Below are 16472 nucleotides of genomic sequence, written 5' to 3' on the forward strand. Positions count from 1 at the left end.
GACTTTTCACAGAAAAAACTGCCGATCCCATCGGCAGCCTGTTTATTTGATTTTTAAATTGTTTGCAGATTTCCTCAAAAATGTTTCTATCGACTGAACAAAAAGTGCATATTCCTTCATTTGTTCATATGCCCGCGTGAGAATTTCCGTCGTTTCACTGTGCGGCGTTGTTCCGCCAAGCATTTTTTTCAGCTGAAGCAGCACATCCTTATATTCTTCCCGCTTATCTTCAACTTGGTTAGCAGCCTTTTCCAAACATTCCGGTGTTATCTTCTGTTCATGTATATTCAAGAAAACAACTCCTTTTACAGAAAAAAATAGTAGGTTATCGTTGAAGAATAGCACAGATGGCTCAGATTTCACATAAGAAAATAGAAGGATTTTCTACATAAGTGTCCAAATTCCGACATTCATTTCAGATTTCCCGGTCGAACTGGCTGTTACTTCATGATTTCCCGGGAAAGGAAAATATCTTGCACTAAAGACCTCTTCTCCGTTATTTATAAAGATTTCCATAGATGACGCGTCGAGAAACATGTGTACGGTATGCAAATCCTTGATGCGGCAATGTCTCGCTTCTGTTCTTTTTCCGTCAAAGCTCTTTCGTTCCAGCGTAACAATCCCCTCGTCTTTATGGAAGGAAAACGTAGCCGTTCCGCGGATACTGATTGAAAAGCCAGACTCCGTATGAATGTCTTCCAGTAGAATCTCAGTTCTTTCAGGTTTTTCCACCGGAAGCGCACCAGATGATCCATGCATGTTGATGTGTATTTTTTTCTCATTTCTGCGCATGGCTTTTAGCTCAGGCAGCGGCTGCTGAATCAGCTTCTGGCCTGAAAGCGTCAGCTGTCTCGGCAGCGTCATGCAGTGAATCCAGTGATAGTCAATCGTCGGATGGGACCCTTCATCCTGGTCAGGCACCGCCATCCATGCAAACAAAATCCGCCTTCCCTGATCGTCTTCAAGTGTTTGCGGCGCGTAAAAATCAAAACCTTGATCAAGCTCCGTAAATTCACCATGCTTCAGTTCAGGCTTGTTATAATCGAGACGGCCGACAAAATAACCTGATTGATATACGTTCTGATAACGGAAACCGTCAGCCTCAAGCCCTTGAGGCGAAACAATCAGTACGTCCGATCCTTGAAGGGAAAACAAATCAGGGCATTCCCACATGTATCCAAAATCGTCCAGCCCGTTGAAGCCCGCTCCGGTTATCGGGCCAAGAAATCTCCACTCTGTCAGGTTATCAGAAGCAAACAATACAGCCTGCCCTTTCAAATTCTCTGTTTGCGCACCAATCACCATATACCATGTGCCTTCATGCTCCCATACCTTCGGATCGCGAAAATGCGCCGTATATCCTTCAGGGAGGCGGGCGACGACACCCTTTTTCTCAAAGGACAGCCCGTCATCAGAAACAGCCAGGCATTGATACGTTTCCCGATTTCCATCCTGATCCCTGACATTTCCTGTGTAAAACAGATAGAGCCGATCGTCTTTCGTGACAGCGCTGCCCGAATAGCAGCCGTTTTTATCAAACCAATCACTCGGAGCCAGCGCAATCTCTTCCCGCTTCCAATTCACAACATCCTGTGTCGTATAATGCCCCCAAAATTTTGCGCCGTGCCCTGTCTGAAACGGCTGCCACTGAAAGAATGCATGATAGCTGCCCTTCCAATAAATCACGCCATTCGGGTCATTCAGCAACCCAACCGGCGGCATGATGTGAAAATGCTGGCGATGCGGATCGCTGTCAGCGATAGGTTCTTTTTTCTCCACTTCTTCATAAGCCCGGCGACGAAGCTCCTGGTCATGTGCTGTCATTTTTTCCTCTCCTCATCCTCATTAATCTTCATGACAAATGCTGCAATGAACGCTGACACTGCCGCAATCGCCATGCCAATCAGATAGTGAATCAAGTTGCTGAAGCCAAACGGAGCCGCAATGGCGATCATCGGAATACCCGTTAACCCGTAAGCGTTTGCAGCTACATGTGTAAAGACGACATATGCCCCACCCAATGCGCCTCCGATCATCGCGGCGATAAACGGTTTTCGGTAGCGCAGATTGACTCCGAAGATGACGGGCTCAGTAATGCCGAGAAAAGCGGAAAATGCAGCCGGAAGTGCGATTTCTTTTGTCTTTGCCTTTTTCGCCATAAAGAAGACGGCAAGCCCGGCGCCGCCCTGTGCGACATTCGCCATTGACCAGATCGGCAGCAAGTAGTTTTTGCCTATATCTGCAATAAGCCCCGCCTCAATCGCATGGAAGCTATGATGAACACCTGTCAGCACGATGAGTGAATACGTGCCCCCGAAAATCAGACCCGCAACAAAACCGGCATGGTCATATACATAAGTTAAAGCAACCGTAATGCCGGAACCAAGCGCTCTGCCCAGAGGGCCAATCGCGATAAAAGCAACAAACCCGGTAACAATTACAGTAACAAATGGTGTAACAAGCAAATCTACCGCATGTGGAACCACTTTTCTCGTCCATTTCTCTACCTTGCTCATCACATACACCGCAAGCAGGACAGGGATAACAGTTCCCTGGTAGCCGAGAAGCGCGATATCAAATCCGAAAAGATGCATGTAATCAGGTGTTGCTTCCGCCAATCCCCATGGATTTAAAAGAGTCGGATGAATCATGATTCCCCCGATGACCGCTCCCAAGTATGGATTGCTGCCAAACTCTTTTGAAGCGCTGACCCCGATTAAAATCGGCAAGAAAATGAATGCTGCACTTGAAAACATATCAAGCAGCTGCAAAAGCGCAGAATCCTTGCTCATCCAATGAAACGCATTGATCATACCCAGCAATCCCATTAATAGGCCGCTGGCTACAATAGCCGGGATGATTGGAACAAAAATATTAGAAAGCGTTTTCGCAAATCTCGCAGCGGGATTCAGCTTTTCTTTTGCCGCATTCTGATGATTTACGTGTTCTTCACGCTCGATATCAGCTTCTTTAGAAAAGGCATCGAATACTTTATTCACAAGGCCTGTTCCAAAAATGATCTGGTACTGGCCAGAGCTGCTGAAAGCCCCTTTGACGCCATCAAGCTCTTCTACTTGTGCTTGATCTATCTTTGATTCATCTTTCATCACTAAACGCAGTCTTGTTGCACAATGAGCCGCGCTGATAATATTTTCTTTCCCTCCGAGAAGCTCAATGAGGCGTTTTGCAGTCTCTTTGTAATCCATCTATTTCTCCCCCTTTTATTTAAACAAAAAAGACCTAAAATTCGCCAACGAATAAAGGACACAGCGATCCTTTTTCATTTACGCAAATTTTAGGTCTTGCCTGCTTTACCAGTCACAATCCCGCTTATTCAGATTAAGAATACGCTTTCATCATAAAACATGACAGCGTTTTCGTCAACTATTTTTTAGTTAAATAGTTTGATAAAACGTGTAGACAAAAATTCGTAAAAATTAATTGTGAAACACTTCACAATATCGTGCTATACTATGCTCAATCATGAAAGAAAGCAGGAATAGACAATGGAAACTCAAGCATTGCAAAAGGTTGAACAGTATGCTTTGAAAAAACAAAACATATTCGCTTCAAGCAAAATCCGTTATGTGCTTCGGTCCATTTTAGCCAGTATGTTTATTGGTTTTGGCATTACAGCCGCAAGCAAAACTGGCAGCTATTTCTTTATGGCTGATTCTCCGTTTGCCTTTCCGGCAGCTGCTGTCACTTTCGGGGCCGCTATTCTGATGATTGCTTACGGAGGCGGAGATTTATTTACCGGCAACACCTTTTATTTCACCTATACCGCGCTTCGGAAAAAACTCAGCTGGCGCGACACCCTGTACTTGTGGATGTCAAGCTATGCCGGCAATTTAATCGGCGCCATTCTGTTTGCCATCCTGATCAGCGCGACGGGACTTTTTGAGGAGCCTTCTGTTCATTCCTTTTTGATTCATTTGGCAGAGCACAAAATGGAACCGCCGGCTTCCGAATTGTTTTTCAGAGGAATGCTGTGCAATTGGCTTGTGTGCCTCGCCTTTTTCATTCCAATGTCTCTCAAAGGGGAAGGAGCAAAGCTGTTTACCATGATGCTATTCGTTTTCTGCTTCTTTATTTCCGGCTTTGAACACAGCATTGCCAATATGTGCACATTCGCCATCTCGCTTTTGATTGAGCACCCTGATACAGTGACACTGATGGGAGCAGTCAGAAACTTAATTCCCGTTACGCTCGGCAATCTGACCGCGGGAATAGTTATGATGGGCTGGATGTACTACACACTGAATCCTGATCAATAAAAAAACTTCCAGAGATCACTCCCTGCAAGTCAAGGCGGTTATTCCGAGAGATCTTGAAGACGCTGGACATGCAGCGTGATATAGCCGGCCTCGGATTCCGGCAAATGTAATTGATATTCATTTTTCAAAAACTCCGCCAGCTCCAGCGCACATTGATAGGCGAATGAATACTTTTTTTGGATGAAATAAAGCATCTCCTCGTCCATACGATGGAGCGCTTCATTTGATTCCAACCGGCTGACCGCGTATCGCAAATGCGTGACAAGGCGTTGATAGGAAATGCTGTTTTCATCCACCTTTCGATTAAAGTATTGTTCTATTTTCTCTATCATTTCTTTGATCATGGTCGTATGCTTCAGCGCCGAATACATGCTCTCCGCATCCATCTTCGCCGTATGGATGTGAAGGGCAATATAACCCGCTTCATCTTCAGGCAGAGACACGCCCAATGTCTCTTTTACATGTCCGATCGCCCACAGGCCGATCTCGTATTCTTTTTTATAGAGCGCCTTTATCTCATGCAGCAATTTATTCTGCACAAGCAGCCCATTTTGAATCCTTTCGATCGCAAAGGACAAATGGTCGGAAAGCGCGATATGAATGTGATCGCTCAGCGGCGCCGCGAGCTCTCCTTCCGCATAGCTGATGATATCCTCAGCTATTTCTATATGCTCCTCCGGCAGTGTTTGCAGGATTTGTTTGAACTTTTCATTCTCGTCGCGCACGACAAAGATTTTTTCCACTTTATTCATAGGGATGAGATCATTTTTCTTTTTTTGAAAAGCGATTCCTGGCCCCATCACGATTTTTTCCTGATCATCCTCTTTTATTAAAGCCGCATTGTTGTTTAATACTTTATAGATTTTCAAGAGGTTATCTCTCCCGCCAATTTGCTTTTGACTGGGATTTTACCTCCTTTTGACCGCCATGTAAAGATGCGGGCCCGCTCTCTCCTGCTTTGGCGATTCCTTGAAGGCTTGCAAACATCTTCTTTTATAAAGCGCGGCGGCTTTCGCTTTCTGCTTTTCTTCCTCATTCACAGCCATCCGCCACTCATAAAACGAAACGAGTCCTGCGGCCTGCACAGCCGCCTTTCTTTGGTATGTACGCTGAGCCGAATAGACCGCGGCAGCCGCAGTTTTTCTTTCCGGCGTCACCCAGTTCATCAAAAAGACCATCCACACCCGTAAAGATACAAGCAAACGTTTCATAGAAAAACATCCCTCCGCTTCTTTTTGGCAGGCAGCCTTTTTAGCAGCCCGTTTTCTCAGCCGCGGCCCGCAAGAAAAGACGGCCGATTTCTTTTCTCGCAAACTAGCGGCTCTAGCAAAACTCATGACTCTATGATAGACCGTGGAAAGAGAATTCTTTGTCACAATATGAGTGAAAAAACCAACTAGTTTTTAGAAGTTTTGTTGAAAGCTGAAAGAATTGAAATGAAAATTGGAGAACTGCTTTGAAAACTTTATACACAAGTTATCCCAAAGATAAGAACAACTTAATCACAAGAGATATCCACATGTCCACAAACTCTATCTATATTTTGTATACGAACATATATTCCTAACTATATATATACACAGGTTTATTCACTTATACACAGGGTTCTGTGTATAACTCCTTCGTTATACACAAACAAAATCCAATAAATGGTCCAAATGACACAAGGATTTTTTTGAATTTTCAAGAAATATATACTAGATCTTTCACATTTTTTTTAAATACAAAGGGGGAAACACATTGAAAAAGGGGATCATTCGCTTTCTGCTTGTAAGTTTTGTCTTATTTTTTGCGTTATCCACAGGTATTACGGGCGTCCAGGCAGCTCCGGCTTCTTCAAAAACGTCGGCTGATCTGGAAAAAGCCGAGGTATTCGGTGATATCGACATGACGACAAGCAAAAAAACAACCGTTATAGTGGAATTAAAAGAAAAATCCTTGGCAGAAGCGAAGGAAGCGGGAGAAAGCCAATCGAAAAGCAAGCTGAAAACCGCTCGCACAAAAGCAAAAAACAAAGCAATCAAAGCGGTGAAAAACGGAAAAGTAAACCGGGAATATGAGCAGGTATTCTCAGGCTTCTCTATGAAGCTTCCAGCTAATGAGATTCCAAAACTTCTCGCGGTAAAAGACGTTAAGGCAGTGTACCCGAACGTCACATATAAAACAGACAATATGAAGGATAAAGACGTCACAATCTCCGAAGACGCCGTATCTCCGCAAATGGATGACAGTGCGCCTTATATCGGAGCAAACGATGCATGGGATTTAGGCTACACAGGAAAAGGCATCAAGGTGGCGATTATTGACACTGGGGTTGAATACAATCACCCAGATCTGAAGAAAAACTTTGGACAATATAAAGGATACGATTTTGTGGACAATGATTACGATCCAAAAGAAACACCAACAGGCGATCCGAGGGGCGGAGCGACTGACCACGGCACACACGTAGCCGGAACTGTGGCCGCAAACGGAACAATTAAAGGCGTAGCGCCTGATGCCTCACTTCTTGCTTATCGTGTGTTAGGGCCTGGCGGAAGCGGCACAACGGAAAACGTCATCGCGGGCGTGGAACGTGCAGTGCAGGACGGGGCAGATGTGATGAACCTGTCTCTCGGAAACTCTTTAAACAACCCGGACTGGGCGACAAGCACAGCGCTTGACTGGGCCATGTCAGAAGGCGTTGTCGCTGTTACCTCAAACGGCAACAGCGGACCGAACGGCTGGACAGTCGGATCGCCGGGCACATCAAGAGAAGCGATTTCTGTCGGTGCGACTCAGCTGCCGCTCAATGAATACGCCGTCACATTCGGCTCCTACTCTTCAGCAAAAGTGATGGGCTATAACAAAGAGGACGACGTCAAAGCGCTCAATAACAAAGAAATTGAGCTTGTCGAAGCGGGAATCGGCGAAGCAAAGGATTTTGAAGGGAAAGACCTGACAGGCAAAGTCGCCATTGTCAAACGAGGCAGCATTGCATTTGTGGATAAAGCGGATAACGCTAAAAAAGCTGGTGCCATCGGCATGGTTGTGTATAACAATCTCTCAGGAGAAATTGAAGCCAATGTGCCAGGCATGTCTGTCCCAACGATTAAACTTTCATTAGAAGACGGCGAAAAACTCGTCAGCGCCCTGAAAGCTGGTGAGACAAAAACAACATTCAAGTTGACGGTCTCAAAAGCGCTCGGTGAACAAGTGGCTGATTTCTCATCACGCGGCCCTGTTATGGATACGTGGATGATTAAGCCTGATATTTCGGCGCCAGGGGTCAATATCGTGAGCACGATCCCAACACACGATCCTGGCCATCCATACGGCTACGGATCAAAACAAGGAACAAGCATGGCATCGCCTCATATTGCCGGAGCGGTTGCCGTTATTAAACAAGCCAAACCAAAATGGAGCGTTGAACAGATTAAAGCCGCCATCATGAATACCGCTGTCACTTTAAAGGATGGCGATGGGGAAGTATATCCGCATAACGCTCAAGGCGCAGGCAGCGCAAGAATCATGAACGCGATCAAAGCCGATTCGCTCGTCTCACCTGGAAGCTATTCATACGGCACGTTCTTGAAAGAAAACGGAAACGAAACGAAAAAAGAAACGTTTACGATTGAAAATCAATCTTCCATTAGAAAATCATACACACTGGAATACTCATTTAATGGCAGCGGCATCTCCACATCCGGCACAAGCCGTGTTGTGATTCCGGCACATCAAACCGGGAAAGCCACTGCTAAAGTAAAGGTCAATACGAAGAAAACAAAAGCTGGCACCTATGAAGGAACGGTTATCGTCAGAGAAGGCGGAAAAACGGTCGCTAAGGTACCTACATTACTGATTGTGAAAGAGCCCGATTATCCGAGAGTTACATCTGTCTCTGTCAGCGAAGGGTCTGTACAAGGTACCTATCAAATTGAAACCTACCTTCCTGCGGGAGCGGAAGAGCTGGCGTTCCTCGTCTATGACAGCAACCTTGATTTCGCAGGCCAAGCCGGCATTTATAAAAACCAAGATAAAGGTTACCAGTACTTTGACTGGGACGGCACGATTAATGACGGAACCAAACTTCCGGCCGGAGAGTATTACTTGCTCGCATATGCCGCGAACAAAGGCAAGTCAAGCCAGGTTTTGACCGAAGAACCTTTCACTGTTGAATAAGAAAAAGCCCTGCCGAATCGGCAGGGCTTTTTAAAGATCAGTCAGCAAACGCCTCCTGCAATAAGCGATACGATCGGAGCTTGTCTTCAAAATGATGTGTAATGGTCACCACCATGATTTCCTCTGTTTCATACGCTTTACTCAAAGCTAGCAGCTGCTCCTTAACCTGTTCTTTCGTACCAACAATCATTCGATTTCGATTATCAGCAATTCGTCTCTGTTCATAAGGGGAATACGTATTTTTCCGAACAGCTTCATACGAAGGAACTCCCTCTAAAGGAATACCCTGCTCCCCTGCCAAAAGCGTAAAATCGAGCACAGCCCCAAGCTCCTCTGCCTTCTCCTCCGTGTCAGCACAAAGAACAAAAACAGCAACTGCCGCTCGGGGCGTATCCCCTAACACAGACGGTTTGAATCGTCTCTTATACTGTCTGACAGTACCCTCTCCGCCCTCTCCATTGATAAAATGGGCAAACATATAGCCAGCGCCAGATTCCGCGGCGAGCAGCGCGCTTTCTCCAGATGAGCCGAGCAGCCACACATCCGGAGCCGTTGAAATATGCGGCGCAGCCGTCAGATTCGGAAAACGGTGTTTATCATCCGCCAAATCATGCAAATACATGGTCAGCTCCTTGATTTGCTGCGGATACTGATCAGCATTGCGCTTACCGCCGTCATTCAGCGCCCATGATGCAATCGGCATTCCCCCCGGTGCTCTGCCAAGCCCTAGGTCAATTCTTCCTGGTGTCAGCCCCTCCAGAACACGAAAGTTTTCAGCTACTTTATAAGCACTGTAATGCGGCAGCATGACTCCTCCTGATCCAACACGAATTCGCTTTGTTTTCGCCGCTATATGACTGATCAGCACCTCAGGACTGGACCCTGCCAGCCGTTTTGAAAAGTGATGCTCAGAAACCCAAAATCTCTTATATCCAAGGTCCTCAGCAGCTTGGGCAAGCGCAACGGTTTGCTGTAAGGCCGTTTCTGCATTGCTGCCCTCTGATACTGGAGATTGATCTAATATACTTAATGAAACCATCCCTACCACCTCATCCTCATCGTATCACTGATCTACTATTTTTTCTCCAAAGCCGCTCACACTGCTTATCAGTGTCCCCTATCATTCGCCATTTATTTGTGAAAGCCTGTCCCTATTTGTCGGAATATGTTACACGTGAAACATAAAAACCCCTCCAGACGGAGAGGTTTGCTTTAGTTTTTATTAAAGCCCTTTTCTTTCACGTAGTCATTTAAATACGTACGCGGCTTTTGCTTCATAAAGTTCAGTATTTGATCGGACCACGTTTCTTCCCGCTGCCCGTTTGTTCTTTCTCTATAGTAATCAGAAATGGTTTTGTCATACGTATTCATAGTATGACGGAAATCGTCTTTGTTCACATTATACGTATTCTCATGATAAACAGCCTGCTTTGGCAATCTCGGTTTTTTGCCAGAAAGGTTCGCAGGATGGCCTACCGCCAGTCCGAAAAGCGGGAGCACATGGTCAGGCGTTTGCAGCACCTCTGTCACCTTGTCCAGCTCATTCCGAATGCCGCCGATATAGCAAATGCCAAGCCCCATAGATTCAGCGGCAATGCTCATATTTTGCGCTGCCAGCGCCGCATCAATCAAGCTAACCATAAACATTTCTGTATTCTCGAGCAGCTCAGAAATATGTTCACCTTTTTCCTCAGCCAGTTGTTGATGGCGGTACAAATCCGCACAAAATACAAAAAAGTGTCCGTTCTTCTCAACGTAAGGCTGATTCCCAGCAAGCACGGACAGCTCACGTTTTTTCTCAGGATCAGAAACCCCGATAATCGAATATGCCTGCACATAGCTGGATGTAGACGCAGCCTGCGCACTTTTCACTAATGTATCAATTTCTTCAGCTGTCAAAAGCTGATCAGTAAAAGACCGGATTGACCGATGGTTCAAAATGGTTTCGATTGTGTTATTCATCACAAAAACCTCCTTATCACTTTTTATCATATCCGAAAAAAAGTGATCTCAAAAGTGAAATGCTCTGCACAAAAAAAGACAGCCTCTGTAAAGGCTGTCTGCATATTAAGAATTAAAAAGATAACTTCTGTATTTCGTCAGCTGCACACTTGCATTATATACAATCCCAAATCCGATTAACGTGGATAGTGTCGAGCTTCCCCCATAGCTGACAAACAGCAGCGGAATCCCGGTAACAGGCATAATGCCGATGTTCATTCCGATATTCTGGAATGTGTGAATCACAATTAACGCCGTATAGCCAACGCAAAAGAAAGAAGCGAAACGGTTAAACGGATGTATTTTGTCTATCAGAACGACAAGCCTGTAGATTAAAAAGAAGAACATGATGACAACAATTGCACAGCCTATAAAGCCAAATGACTCACCTATTATAGAAAAGATAAAGTCAGTCGTACTCTCTGGAACATAAACCTTCAAATTAGAAATACCATTACCTAAAATACCACCAGATCCTATTGCCATGATGGCCTGGTCAACTTGCCAGCTATCATTTGAATCTTCCTGTGTCTCATTTGAAGCAGACACCCAAGAAGTGACCCGCTTAATTTGATAGTCCTGTATTCCAACTGATTTAGCAACGTCAGGAAAGTTTATCATTACTAATAAAATTAATGAAATGAGTAAGATACCTGAACCAGCTATGATCGCAATCAATTTCCAATTTATTCCTGACATAAAAACCATTACAAGAACGATAAACATACATATTCCCGCAGTCCCAGCATCCTGCATCAAGATAAGACCTACAGGAATAACTGCGACACCCGCAATCTTTAATAACAAGTGGATATCATCCCTAAGCGTCCGAACTCCTCTAGGATTTGCTTTTCCAATAACTGAAGCAAGCATCATAATCAAACCAACCTTCATAAACTCTGACGGCTGTATTGTTATTCTACCGATCCTAAACCAACTTTTTGCCCCTTTAATAACAGGTGCAATAGACTCGGGACTGATTTTAAGAACAATCAAAGATAAAATACCAATAATAAAAATATATAAACTTAACTTTTCAAGCTGTTCTAAATCAAAGTATAAAAGAACTGTAATGGCAACAGCCCCCAAAAGATAAAACACAATTTGCTGAATCCAATCCGTGTTCCCATACTGCCCAAACTGACCGGCAGCATAAATTGATACTACGCTTATAATAAAAAACACACCAAATATAAAAATCAAATCCCCCTGGTAAAAGGGGCTTTGCTGTTTCTTATATCGACTCATTCTATCCCGCCTTACATTTTCATCGGAAAATCACTAATGTTTATTATACATGAACCACGTTCAAGATGACACGTGAAGCTCGCTTCCTTTTATGTTTTTTCAGCATTTGCGGCGCTTTTTCAGCTACACGAAATATGACGTATCATAAACCGAAATGTTTCGATTGACACAAAACTTTTCAAATGAAAAAAACGCCATACCAAAAGAATTTGTTAAAAAACGAATGCGATAATGTGTTATGTTCCCAAATAATGTGATACCTCACATAGAAACAGCTAAAAATTCACAGCCCCATGCCCATACATTCTCCTAGCACATTAAACGAAAAAAATAAGACGATAGATCCAGTCCATTTCTGCAAAAACACGTATCAATTTCTGGAAAACATGGTATAATAATTGTAACAGAATGTTCAAAAAACAATCACAAAACAGACACAACTCAGTTCCTCTATTTCATTTTTGTAAACGTTATCACAAAATGAAAGGAGACGGGTATGATGGACATGTTTTTTGCTTACTTACTGGTTGCTAGCGCAACGCCTCTCTTTATTTGGCTTGATAACAAAAAAGTCGCACTCTCAGCTATTCCGCCAATCATTTTAATGTGGGTATTCTTCTTCTTTTACGCAACAGAAAGCCTTTCTCCACTTGGACACACTCTCATGATTATCTTGTTTGCCGTCAACGTCATTGTCGCTCATATCGCCGCATTTATCATTTACGGTCTTCCGTATCTTCGCAGAAAGCGAAGCAGCTGAAGACAGCAAAAAACCCTCTTCCAATGAAGAGGGTTTTTTGTATTATTCGTTATGGCCTGAATGCTCTGAGTGTTCAGCGCCTCCAGGAGGATTTCCGTCCATATGGTCACCATGGTGATAGTGAGCCGCGAAAATCCAGATGGATCCAAGTACGATAACGATCGCGCCAAAGAATCCGAACAGCGTGTTTCCGACTTGGATCGTGCCGTTTTCGCTCTCTGTCATGTGCATGAACATGAGAAGCTGGAGCGCCGCCTGGATGAAGGCGAAGCCGAAAATGATCCAAAGTTTTGCTGATGAGCTTAGGTCAGTATACACTGCAACCCATAGAGCCAGCAGGGTCAAAACGATAGACAGTGCAAAACCTACAATGTGCTTCCATGGAAAGTGACTGTGTTCAGCAGATTTGTTTGCCATTTTACAGACCCCCCAATCCCATGAGATAGACACCTGTGAAGATGAAAATCCATACAACATCTAAGAAGTGCCAGTACAAGCTTGAGATAAAGATTTTAGATGAAGTTTGCGGAGTTAAGCCGCGTTTTTTCAACTGAATCAGAATTCCTGTGATCCAGAAAATCCCGATTGTTACGTGAGTTCCGTGAGTTCCAAGTAAAACAAAGAATCCAGACCAGAACGCACTTGTACCGAGAGATGCTCCTTCATGTACATAGTGGACAAACTCGTTGATCTCGCACCCGACGAAGCCGGCACCGAGAAGAAGAGTGATAATTGTCCAAATGACTACGCCTTTTAAACTTCCGCGGCGCATTTCATGAACAGCGATCCCGCAGGTAAAGCTGCTGATCAGCAGCAAGAACGTCATAATCATTACCAGATTGACTTCAAATAGTTCGTCTGGCAAGACACCTCCAGCTGTTCTGTTTTTAAGAACGAAGAAGGTTGCAAATAGTGTTGAGAACAACACAATTTCTGCCCCTAAAAAGATCCAAAACCCGAGAATATTAAGTCTGCCGGTTTCAGATTGATATTCCATAGGCGCGTTAGAATTGCCGTGTTCTGCATGTTCCATAACTCACGCCTCCTTATTCGGAAATCTTTCTTTCCGTCTCTTTTATTTCATCAACACTAATGTAGTAGCCGTTGTCGTATTCGAATGAACGCAGAACCATGCAGAGCAGGACTCCGATCAATCCGACTACGCCCATCCAGTACCATTCAAATACCAGTCCAAAGCCAGCGAGACCGAAGGCAACAGACATAAAGAACGGTCTGCCTGAGTTGCTTGGCATATGGATTTTTTTGAATTTGCTTTCAGGGTATAATTCAGTTTTTTCTTCTTTCATATGCAGGAATGCATCTTGAGATTTGACTTCAGGAAGCACCGCAAAGTTGTAATGCGGCGGAATCGCAGAAGAAGTCGCCCAATCAAGCGTACGTCCCACACCCCATGAATCTCCGCTGATTTCACGAGTAGAGTAACGGAAGCTGTAGTAGATGTTATAGCAAAGGATTAAGAATCCTACACCCATCATGAAAGCTCCGACAGTTGAGATAAAGTTCAATGTTGTCCAGCCGTCATTCGGTCCGTATGTGTAAATACGGCGAGGCATGCCTTGTAACCCCAAGAAATATTGCGGGAAGAAACAAATATTGAACCCGATCATAAAGATCCAGAAGAACCATTTTCCGATTCTTTCGTTCAGCTTGTGGCCGAACATTTTTGGATACCAGAAAATAAATCCGGCGAAACAAGCAAATACAGTACCCGCGATCAGCACATAGTGGAAGTGAGATACAAGGAAGTACGTATTATGGTATTGATAATCCGCTGCTGCCATCGCAAGCATAACCCCTGTAACCCCGCCGATAACGAAGTTAGGAATAAACGCAAGCGCCCACAGCATAGGTGTTGTAAAGCTGATTCGGCCTTTATACATTGTAAAGAGCCAGTTAAAGATTTTAACCCCGGTTGGGATTGAGATTGCCATTGTCGTAATTGAGAAGAATGAGTTAACGGACGCACTGTTCCCCATTGTGAAGAAGTGGTGAGTCCAAACTAAGAAACTCAATACAGAGATGGCGATAATAGAACCAACCATCGCTTTGTAACCAAACAATTGTTTTCTTGCAAAGCTTGAGATGATTTCTGAGAAAATACCAAACGCCGGAAGAATAACGATATATACTTCAGGATGTCCCCAAATCCAGAACAAGTTAGCCCAAAGCATCGGCATACCGCCTGCTTCCAATGTGAAAAAGTGAGCGCCGAACAAACGATCAAATGATAAAAGTGCTAATGCTACTGTAAGTACAGGGAACGCAAACACGATAATAACCATTGTGATCAGTGTTGTCCATGTGAACATTGGCATACGCATTAATGTCATGCCTTTTGTTCTCATTTTTAAGATTGTTACCATAAAGTTGATCCCTGTCATCAGGGTACCGATACCGGCAATCTGAAGTCCGAGGAGGTAGTAGTTCTCACCCGGCCCAGGGCTCATGTCGTTACTTGCAAGCGGCATATAACTCGTCCAGCCTGCGTTCGGAGAACCTCCGATAACGAAAGAAATATTGAAAAGCATCGCCCCTACAAAGAACGTCCAGAAGCTCAGGTTGTTCAAGTAAGGGAACGCAACGTCGCGGGCACCGATTTGAAGAGGCACAACAACGTTGATAAGACCGATTAAGAACGGCATCGCCATGAAGATGATCATGATTGTACCGTGAGTTGTAAAAATTTCATTATAGTGGTTTGAGTCTAAAAAACTGTTATTCGGAAGCGCTAGCTGGGCACGCATCATCAGACCGTCGACACCGCCGCGGAATAACATAATTACAGCAGATATAATGTACATGATTCCGAGTTTTTTATGGTCAACAGTAGTTATCCATTCAGACCACAGCCATTTCCACTTTTTGAAGTAAGTTAGAACAAAAATAATGGCAATGGTTGAAAGCGCAATGGAAACTTGTGCGCCCAGAATTAATGGGTCACCAGTTACGAAAAATTCGTCCCATTTGAATTTCATGCAGGCTTCCTCCTTTCCTGATCAATATCATTCTTCTGTATCATCAGACTTCTTAAATTCGTTTTTCTTTACGTTTTCAAACGGATCTGTTTTAGAGTGCGGTGAAACGGCTTGATAGCCAAGGCGTTTGCGCGCCTCCATCGCGTACTCAGCGTCTTGTCCGTGATCAACGTATTTCAAGTGAGTAGAAGAGAACGTTAATTCGTCCACATTTTCAGGAAGCATCAATTCATCATACTTCTCTTTTGTCAGCTTAGGAGCCTCGTTCTGAGTCTTTTTCACCCAGCTGTTAAAGTCTTTTTCTGTGACTGCATTCACATCAAACTCTTGGTCCGCAAAATGTTCACCTGTGAAGTTCGCATTGCGGCCTTCGTAAGTACCCACTTTGTCAGCCTGTAAGTATTGATCCATCAGCATTCCTGCCATCGCATATTTTTGTCCTCCAAGCTGAGGAATCCATAGCGAAGCCATTGAATCTGCAGATGAGATTTTGAACAAGATCGGGCGGTCGACAGGAATGTTTAAGTAGTTGACCGTTTCAATATCCTGTTCAGGGTAGCTGAATACCCATTTCCAGTCTACCGAAGTAGCATAAACAACAAGAGGCTCTTTGTCTTTTGTTGCTTCAGGAGCTTTTTCTAACGAATATATCGTCTGTACTGTTGGCACAGAAAGTGCAATGACGATTAAAATTGGGATCACTGTCCAGACTACTTCTAAAAACGTGTTACCATGAATTTCTGGGTTATAAGATCCATTATCTTTGCCTTTACGGTCGCGGTATTTTACTAAAATAATGGTAAATAGAACAAAGACGACCCCGACGATAAACAGCATAAATCCGATAGATAACAGGATTAAATCACTTTGCTGTTCAGCTACAGGTCCTTTCGGATCTAGTACTGAAGCATTGCTGCATCCCCCAAGGACGAAAACCACAGTTAACAGCGCTAATACAAGCAACGGTTTTAATGCTCTGAACAAGAAGATCACCATCCTTCCTATTGATGTAATAAATCTGAAGTGCAT

At 44.1% G+C, this 16472-nt stretch carries 15 protein-coding genes; 3 read left to right on the forward strand and 12 right to left on the reverse strand.

The features are described 5' to 3' along the window. Window positions 1-42: 42 nt before the first annotated feature. The 3 genes from MHH79_RS19605 to scrA form a co-directional block, all read right to left on the reverse strand. On the reverse strand, window positions 43-291 hold the full coding sequence (locus MHH79_RS19605) for a hypothetical protein (protein WP_251217791.1): 249 nt from the start codon (window positions 289-291) through the stop codon (window positions 43-45). A gap of 93 nt (window positions 292-384) precedes the next feature. Continuing rightward, the gene (gene sacA / locus MHH79_RS19610) at window positions 385-1824 is read right to left on the reverse strand and encodes a sucrose-6-phosphate hydrolase (RefSeq protein ID WP_340034839.1); all 1440 of its coding nucleotides are present in this window, start codon (window positions 1822-1824) and stop codon (window positions 385-387) included. Next, window positions 1821-3206 carry a PTS system sucrose transporter subunit IIBC gene (scrA, locus tag MHH79_RS19615; RefSeq protein ID WP_015384981.1) on the reverse strand — a complete coding sequence of 462 codons (1386 nt, stop codon included), beginning with the start codon at window positions 3204-3206 and terminating at the stop codon, window positions 1821-1823. The genes sacA and scrA overlap by 4 nt, the downstream gene beginning before the upstream one ends. Window positions 3207-3506: 300 nt before the next feature. Between scrA and MHH79_RS19620 the strand changes: the two genes are divergently transcribed. After that, window positions 3507-4277: a formate/nitrite transporter family protein gene (locus MHH79_RS19620; protein ID WP_047183377.1), complete on the forward strand. Its 771-nt coding sequence runs from the start codon at window positions 3507-3509 to the stop codon at window positions 4275-4277. Between the two features lie 38 nt (window positions 4278-4315). Here the strand turns inward: MHH79_RS19620 and sacT are convergent, their stop codons facing one another. After that, complete coding sequence (sacT, locus tag MHH79_RS19625; RefSeq protein ID WP_003227423.1) at window positions 4316-5146, reverse strand: sac operon transcriptional antiterminator SacT; 831 nt, start codon at window positions 5144-5146, stop codon at window positions 4316-4318. Between the two features lie 39 nt (window positions 5147-5185). Continuing rightward, window positions 5186-5488, reverse strand: coding sequence for a hypothetical protein (locus MHH79_RS19630; protein WP_080030757.1), 303 nt, complete (start codon window positions 5486-5488; stop codon window positions 5186-5188). A 529-nt stretch (window positions 5489-6017) separates the two neighbouring features. On the opposite strand from MHH79_RS19630, the gene vpr reads away from it, so the two are divergent. Then, window positions 6018-8438, forward strand: a complete 2421-nt coding sequence (gene vpr, locus MHH79_RS19635) for a serine protease Vpr (RefSeq protein WP_251217793.1) — start codon at window positions 6018-6020, stop codon at window positions 8436-8438. 37 nt (window positions 8439-8475) lie between these two features. Here vpr and MHH79_RS19640 read toward each other — a convergent pair whose 3' ends face one another. From MHH79_RS19640 to rodA, 3 genes are all read right to left on the reverse strand, one after another. Further along, a complete protein-coding gene (locus MHH79_RS19640; protein ID WP_251217794.1) occupies window positions 8476-9477 on the reverse strand; it encodes an LLM class flavin-dependent oxidoreductase in 1002 nt (333 codons plus the stop codon). Window positions 9478-9650: 173 nt separating this feature from the next. Continuing rightward, window positions 9651-10400 (reverse strand): oxygen-insensitive NADPH nitroreductase, encoded by a 750-nt coding sequence (nfsA, locus tag MHH79_RS19645; protein WP_043858905.1) that lies wholly within the window; start codon window positions 10398-10400, stop codon window positions 9651-9653. Between the two features lie 105 nt (window positions 10401-10505). After that, entirely contained in the window at window positions 10506-11687 is a 1182-nt protein-coding gene (gene rodA, locus MHH79_RS19650) for a cell shape-determining peptidoglycan glycosyltransferase RodA (protein WP_340034840.1), read from the reverse strand. Window positions 11688-12183: 496 nt separating this feature from the next. Between rodA and ywcE the strand changes: the two genes are divergently transcribed. After that, window positions 12184-12447 (forward strand): spore morphogenesis/germination protein YwcE, encoded by a 264-nt coding sequence (ywcE, locus tag MHH79_RS19655; RefSeq protein ID WP_003227411.1) that lies wholly within the window; start codon window positions 12184-12186, stop codon window positions 12445-12447. 42 nt (window positions 12448-12489) lie between these two features. Here ywcE and qoxD read toward each other — a convergent pair whose 3' ends face one another. Genes qoxD through qoxA form a run of 4 tightly spaced genes read right to left on the reverse strand, consistent with a single transcriptional unit; the run spans window position 12490 to window position 16436 of the window. Then, window positions 12490-12864, reverse strand: coding sequence for a cytochrome aa3 quinol oxidase subunit IV (qoxD, locus tag MHH79_RS19660; protein ID WP_015384989.1), 375 nt, complete (start codon window positions 12862-12864; stop codon window positions 12490-12492). 1 nt (window position 12865) lies between these two features. Further along, window positions 12866-13480 (reverse strand): cytochrome aa3 quinol oxidase subunit III, encoded by a 615-nt coding sequence (gene qoxC / locus MHH79_RS19665; RefSeq protein ID WP_015384990.1) that lies wholly within the window; start codon window positions 13478-13480, stop codon window positions 12866-12868. A 13-nt stretch (window positions 13481-13493) separates the two neighbouring features. Next, window positions 13494-15443: a cytochrome aa3 quinol oxidase subunit I gene (gene qoxB, locus MHH79_RS19670; RefSeq protein ID WP_003227407.1), complete on the reverse strand. Its 1950-nt coding sequence runs from the start codon at window positions 15441-15443 to the stop codon at window positions 13494-13496. A 27-nt stretch (window positions 15444-15470) separates the two neighbouring features. Continuing rightward, the gene (gene qoxA, locus MHH79_RS19675) at window positions 15471-16436 is read right to left on the reverse strand and encodes a cytochrome aa3 quinol oxidase subunit II (RefSeq protein WP_010886637.1); all 966 of its coding nucleotides are present in this window, start codon (window positions 16434-16436) and stop codon (window positions 15471-15473) included. Between the last annotated feature and the right edge of the window lie 36 nt (window positions 16437-16472).

This window comes from Bacillus sp. FSL K6-0993 (assembly GCF_037977205.1).
GTDB classification, from domain to species: Bacteria; Bacillota; Bacilli; order Bacillales; family Bacillaceae; genus Bacillus; species Bacillus subtilis.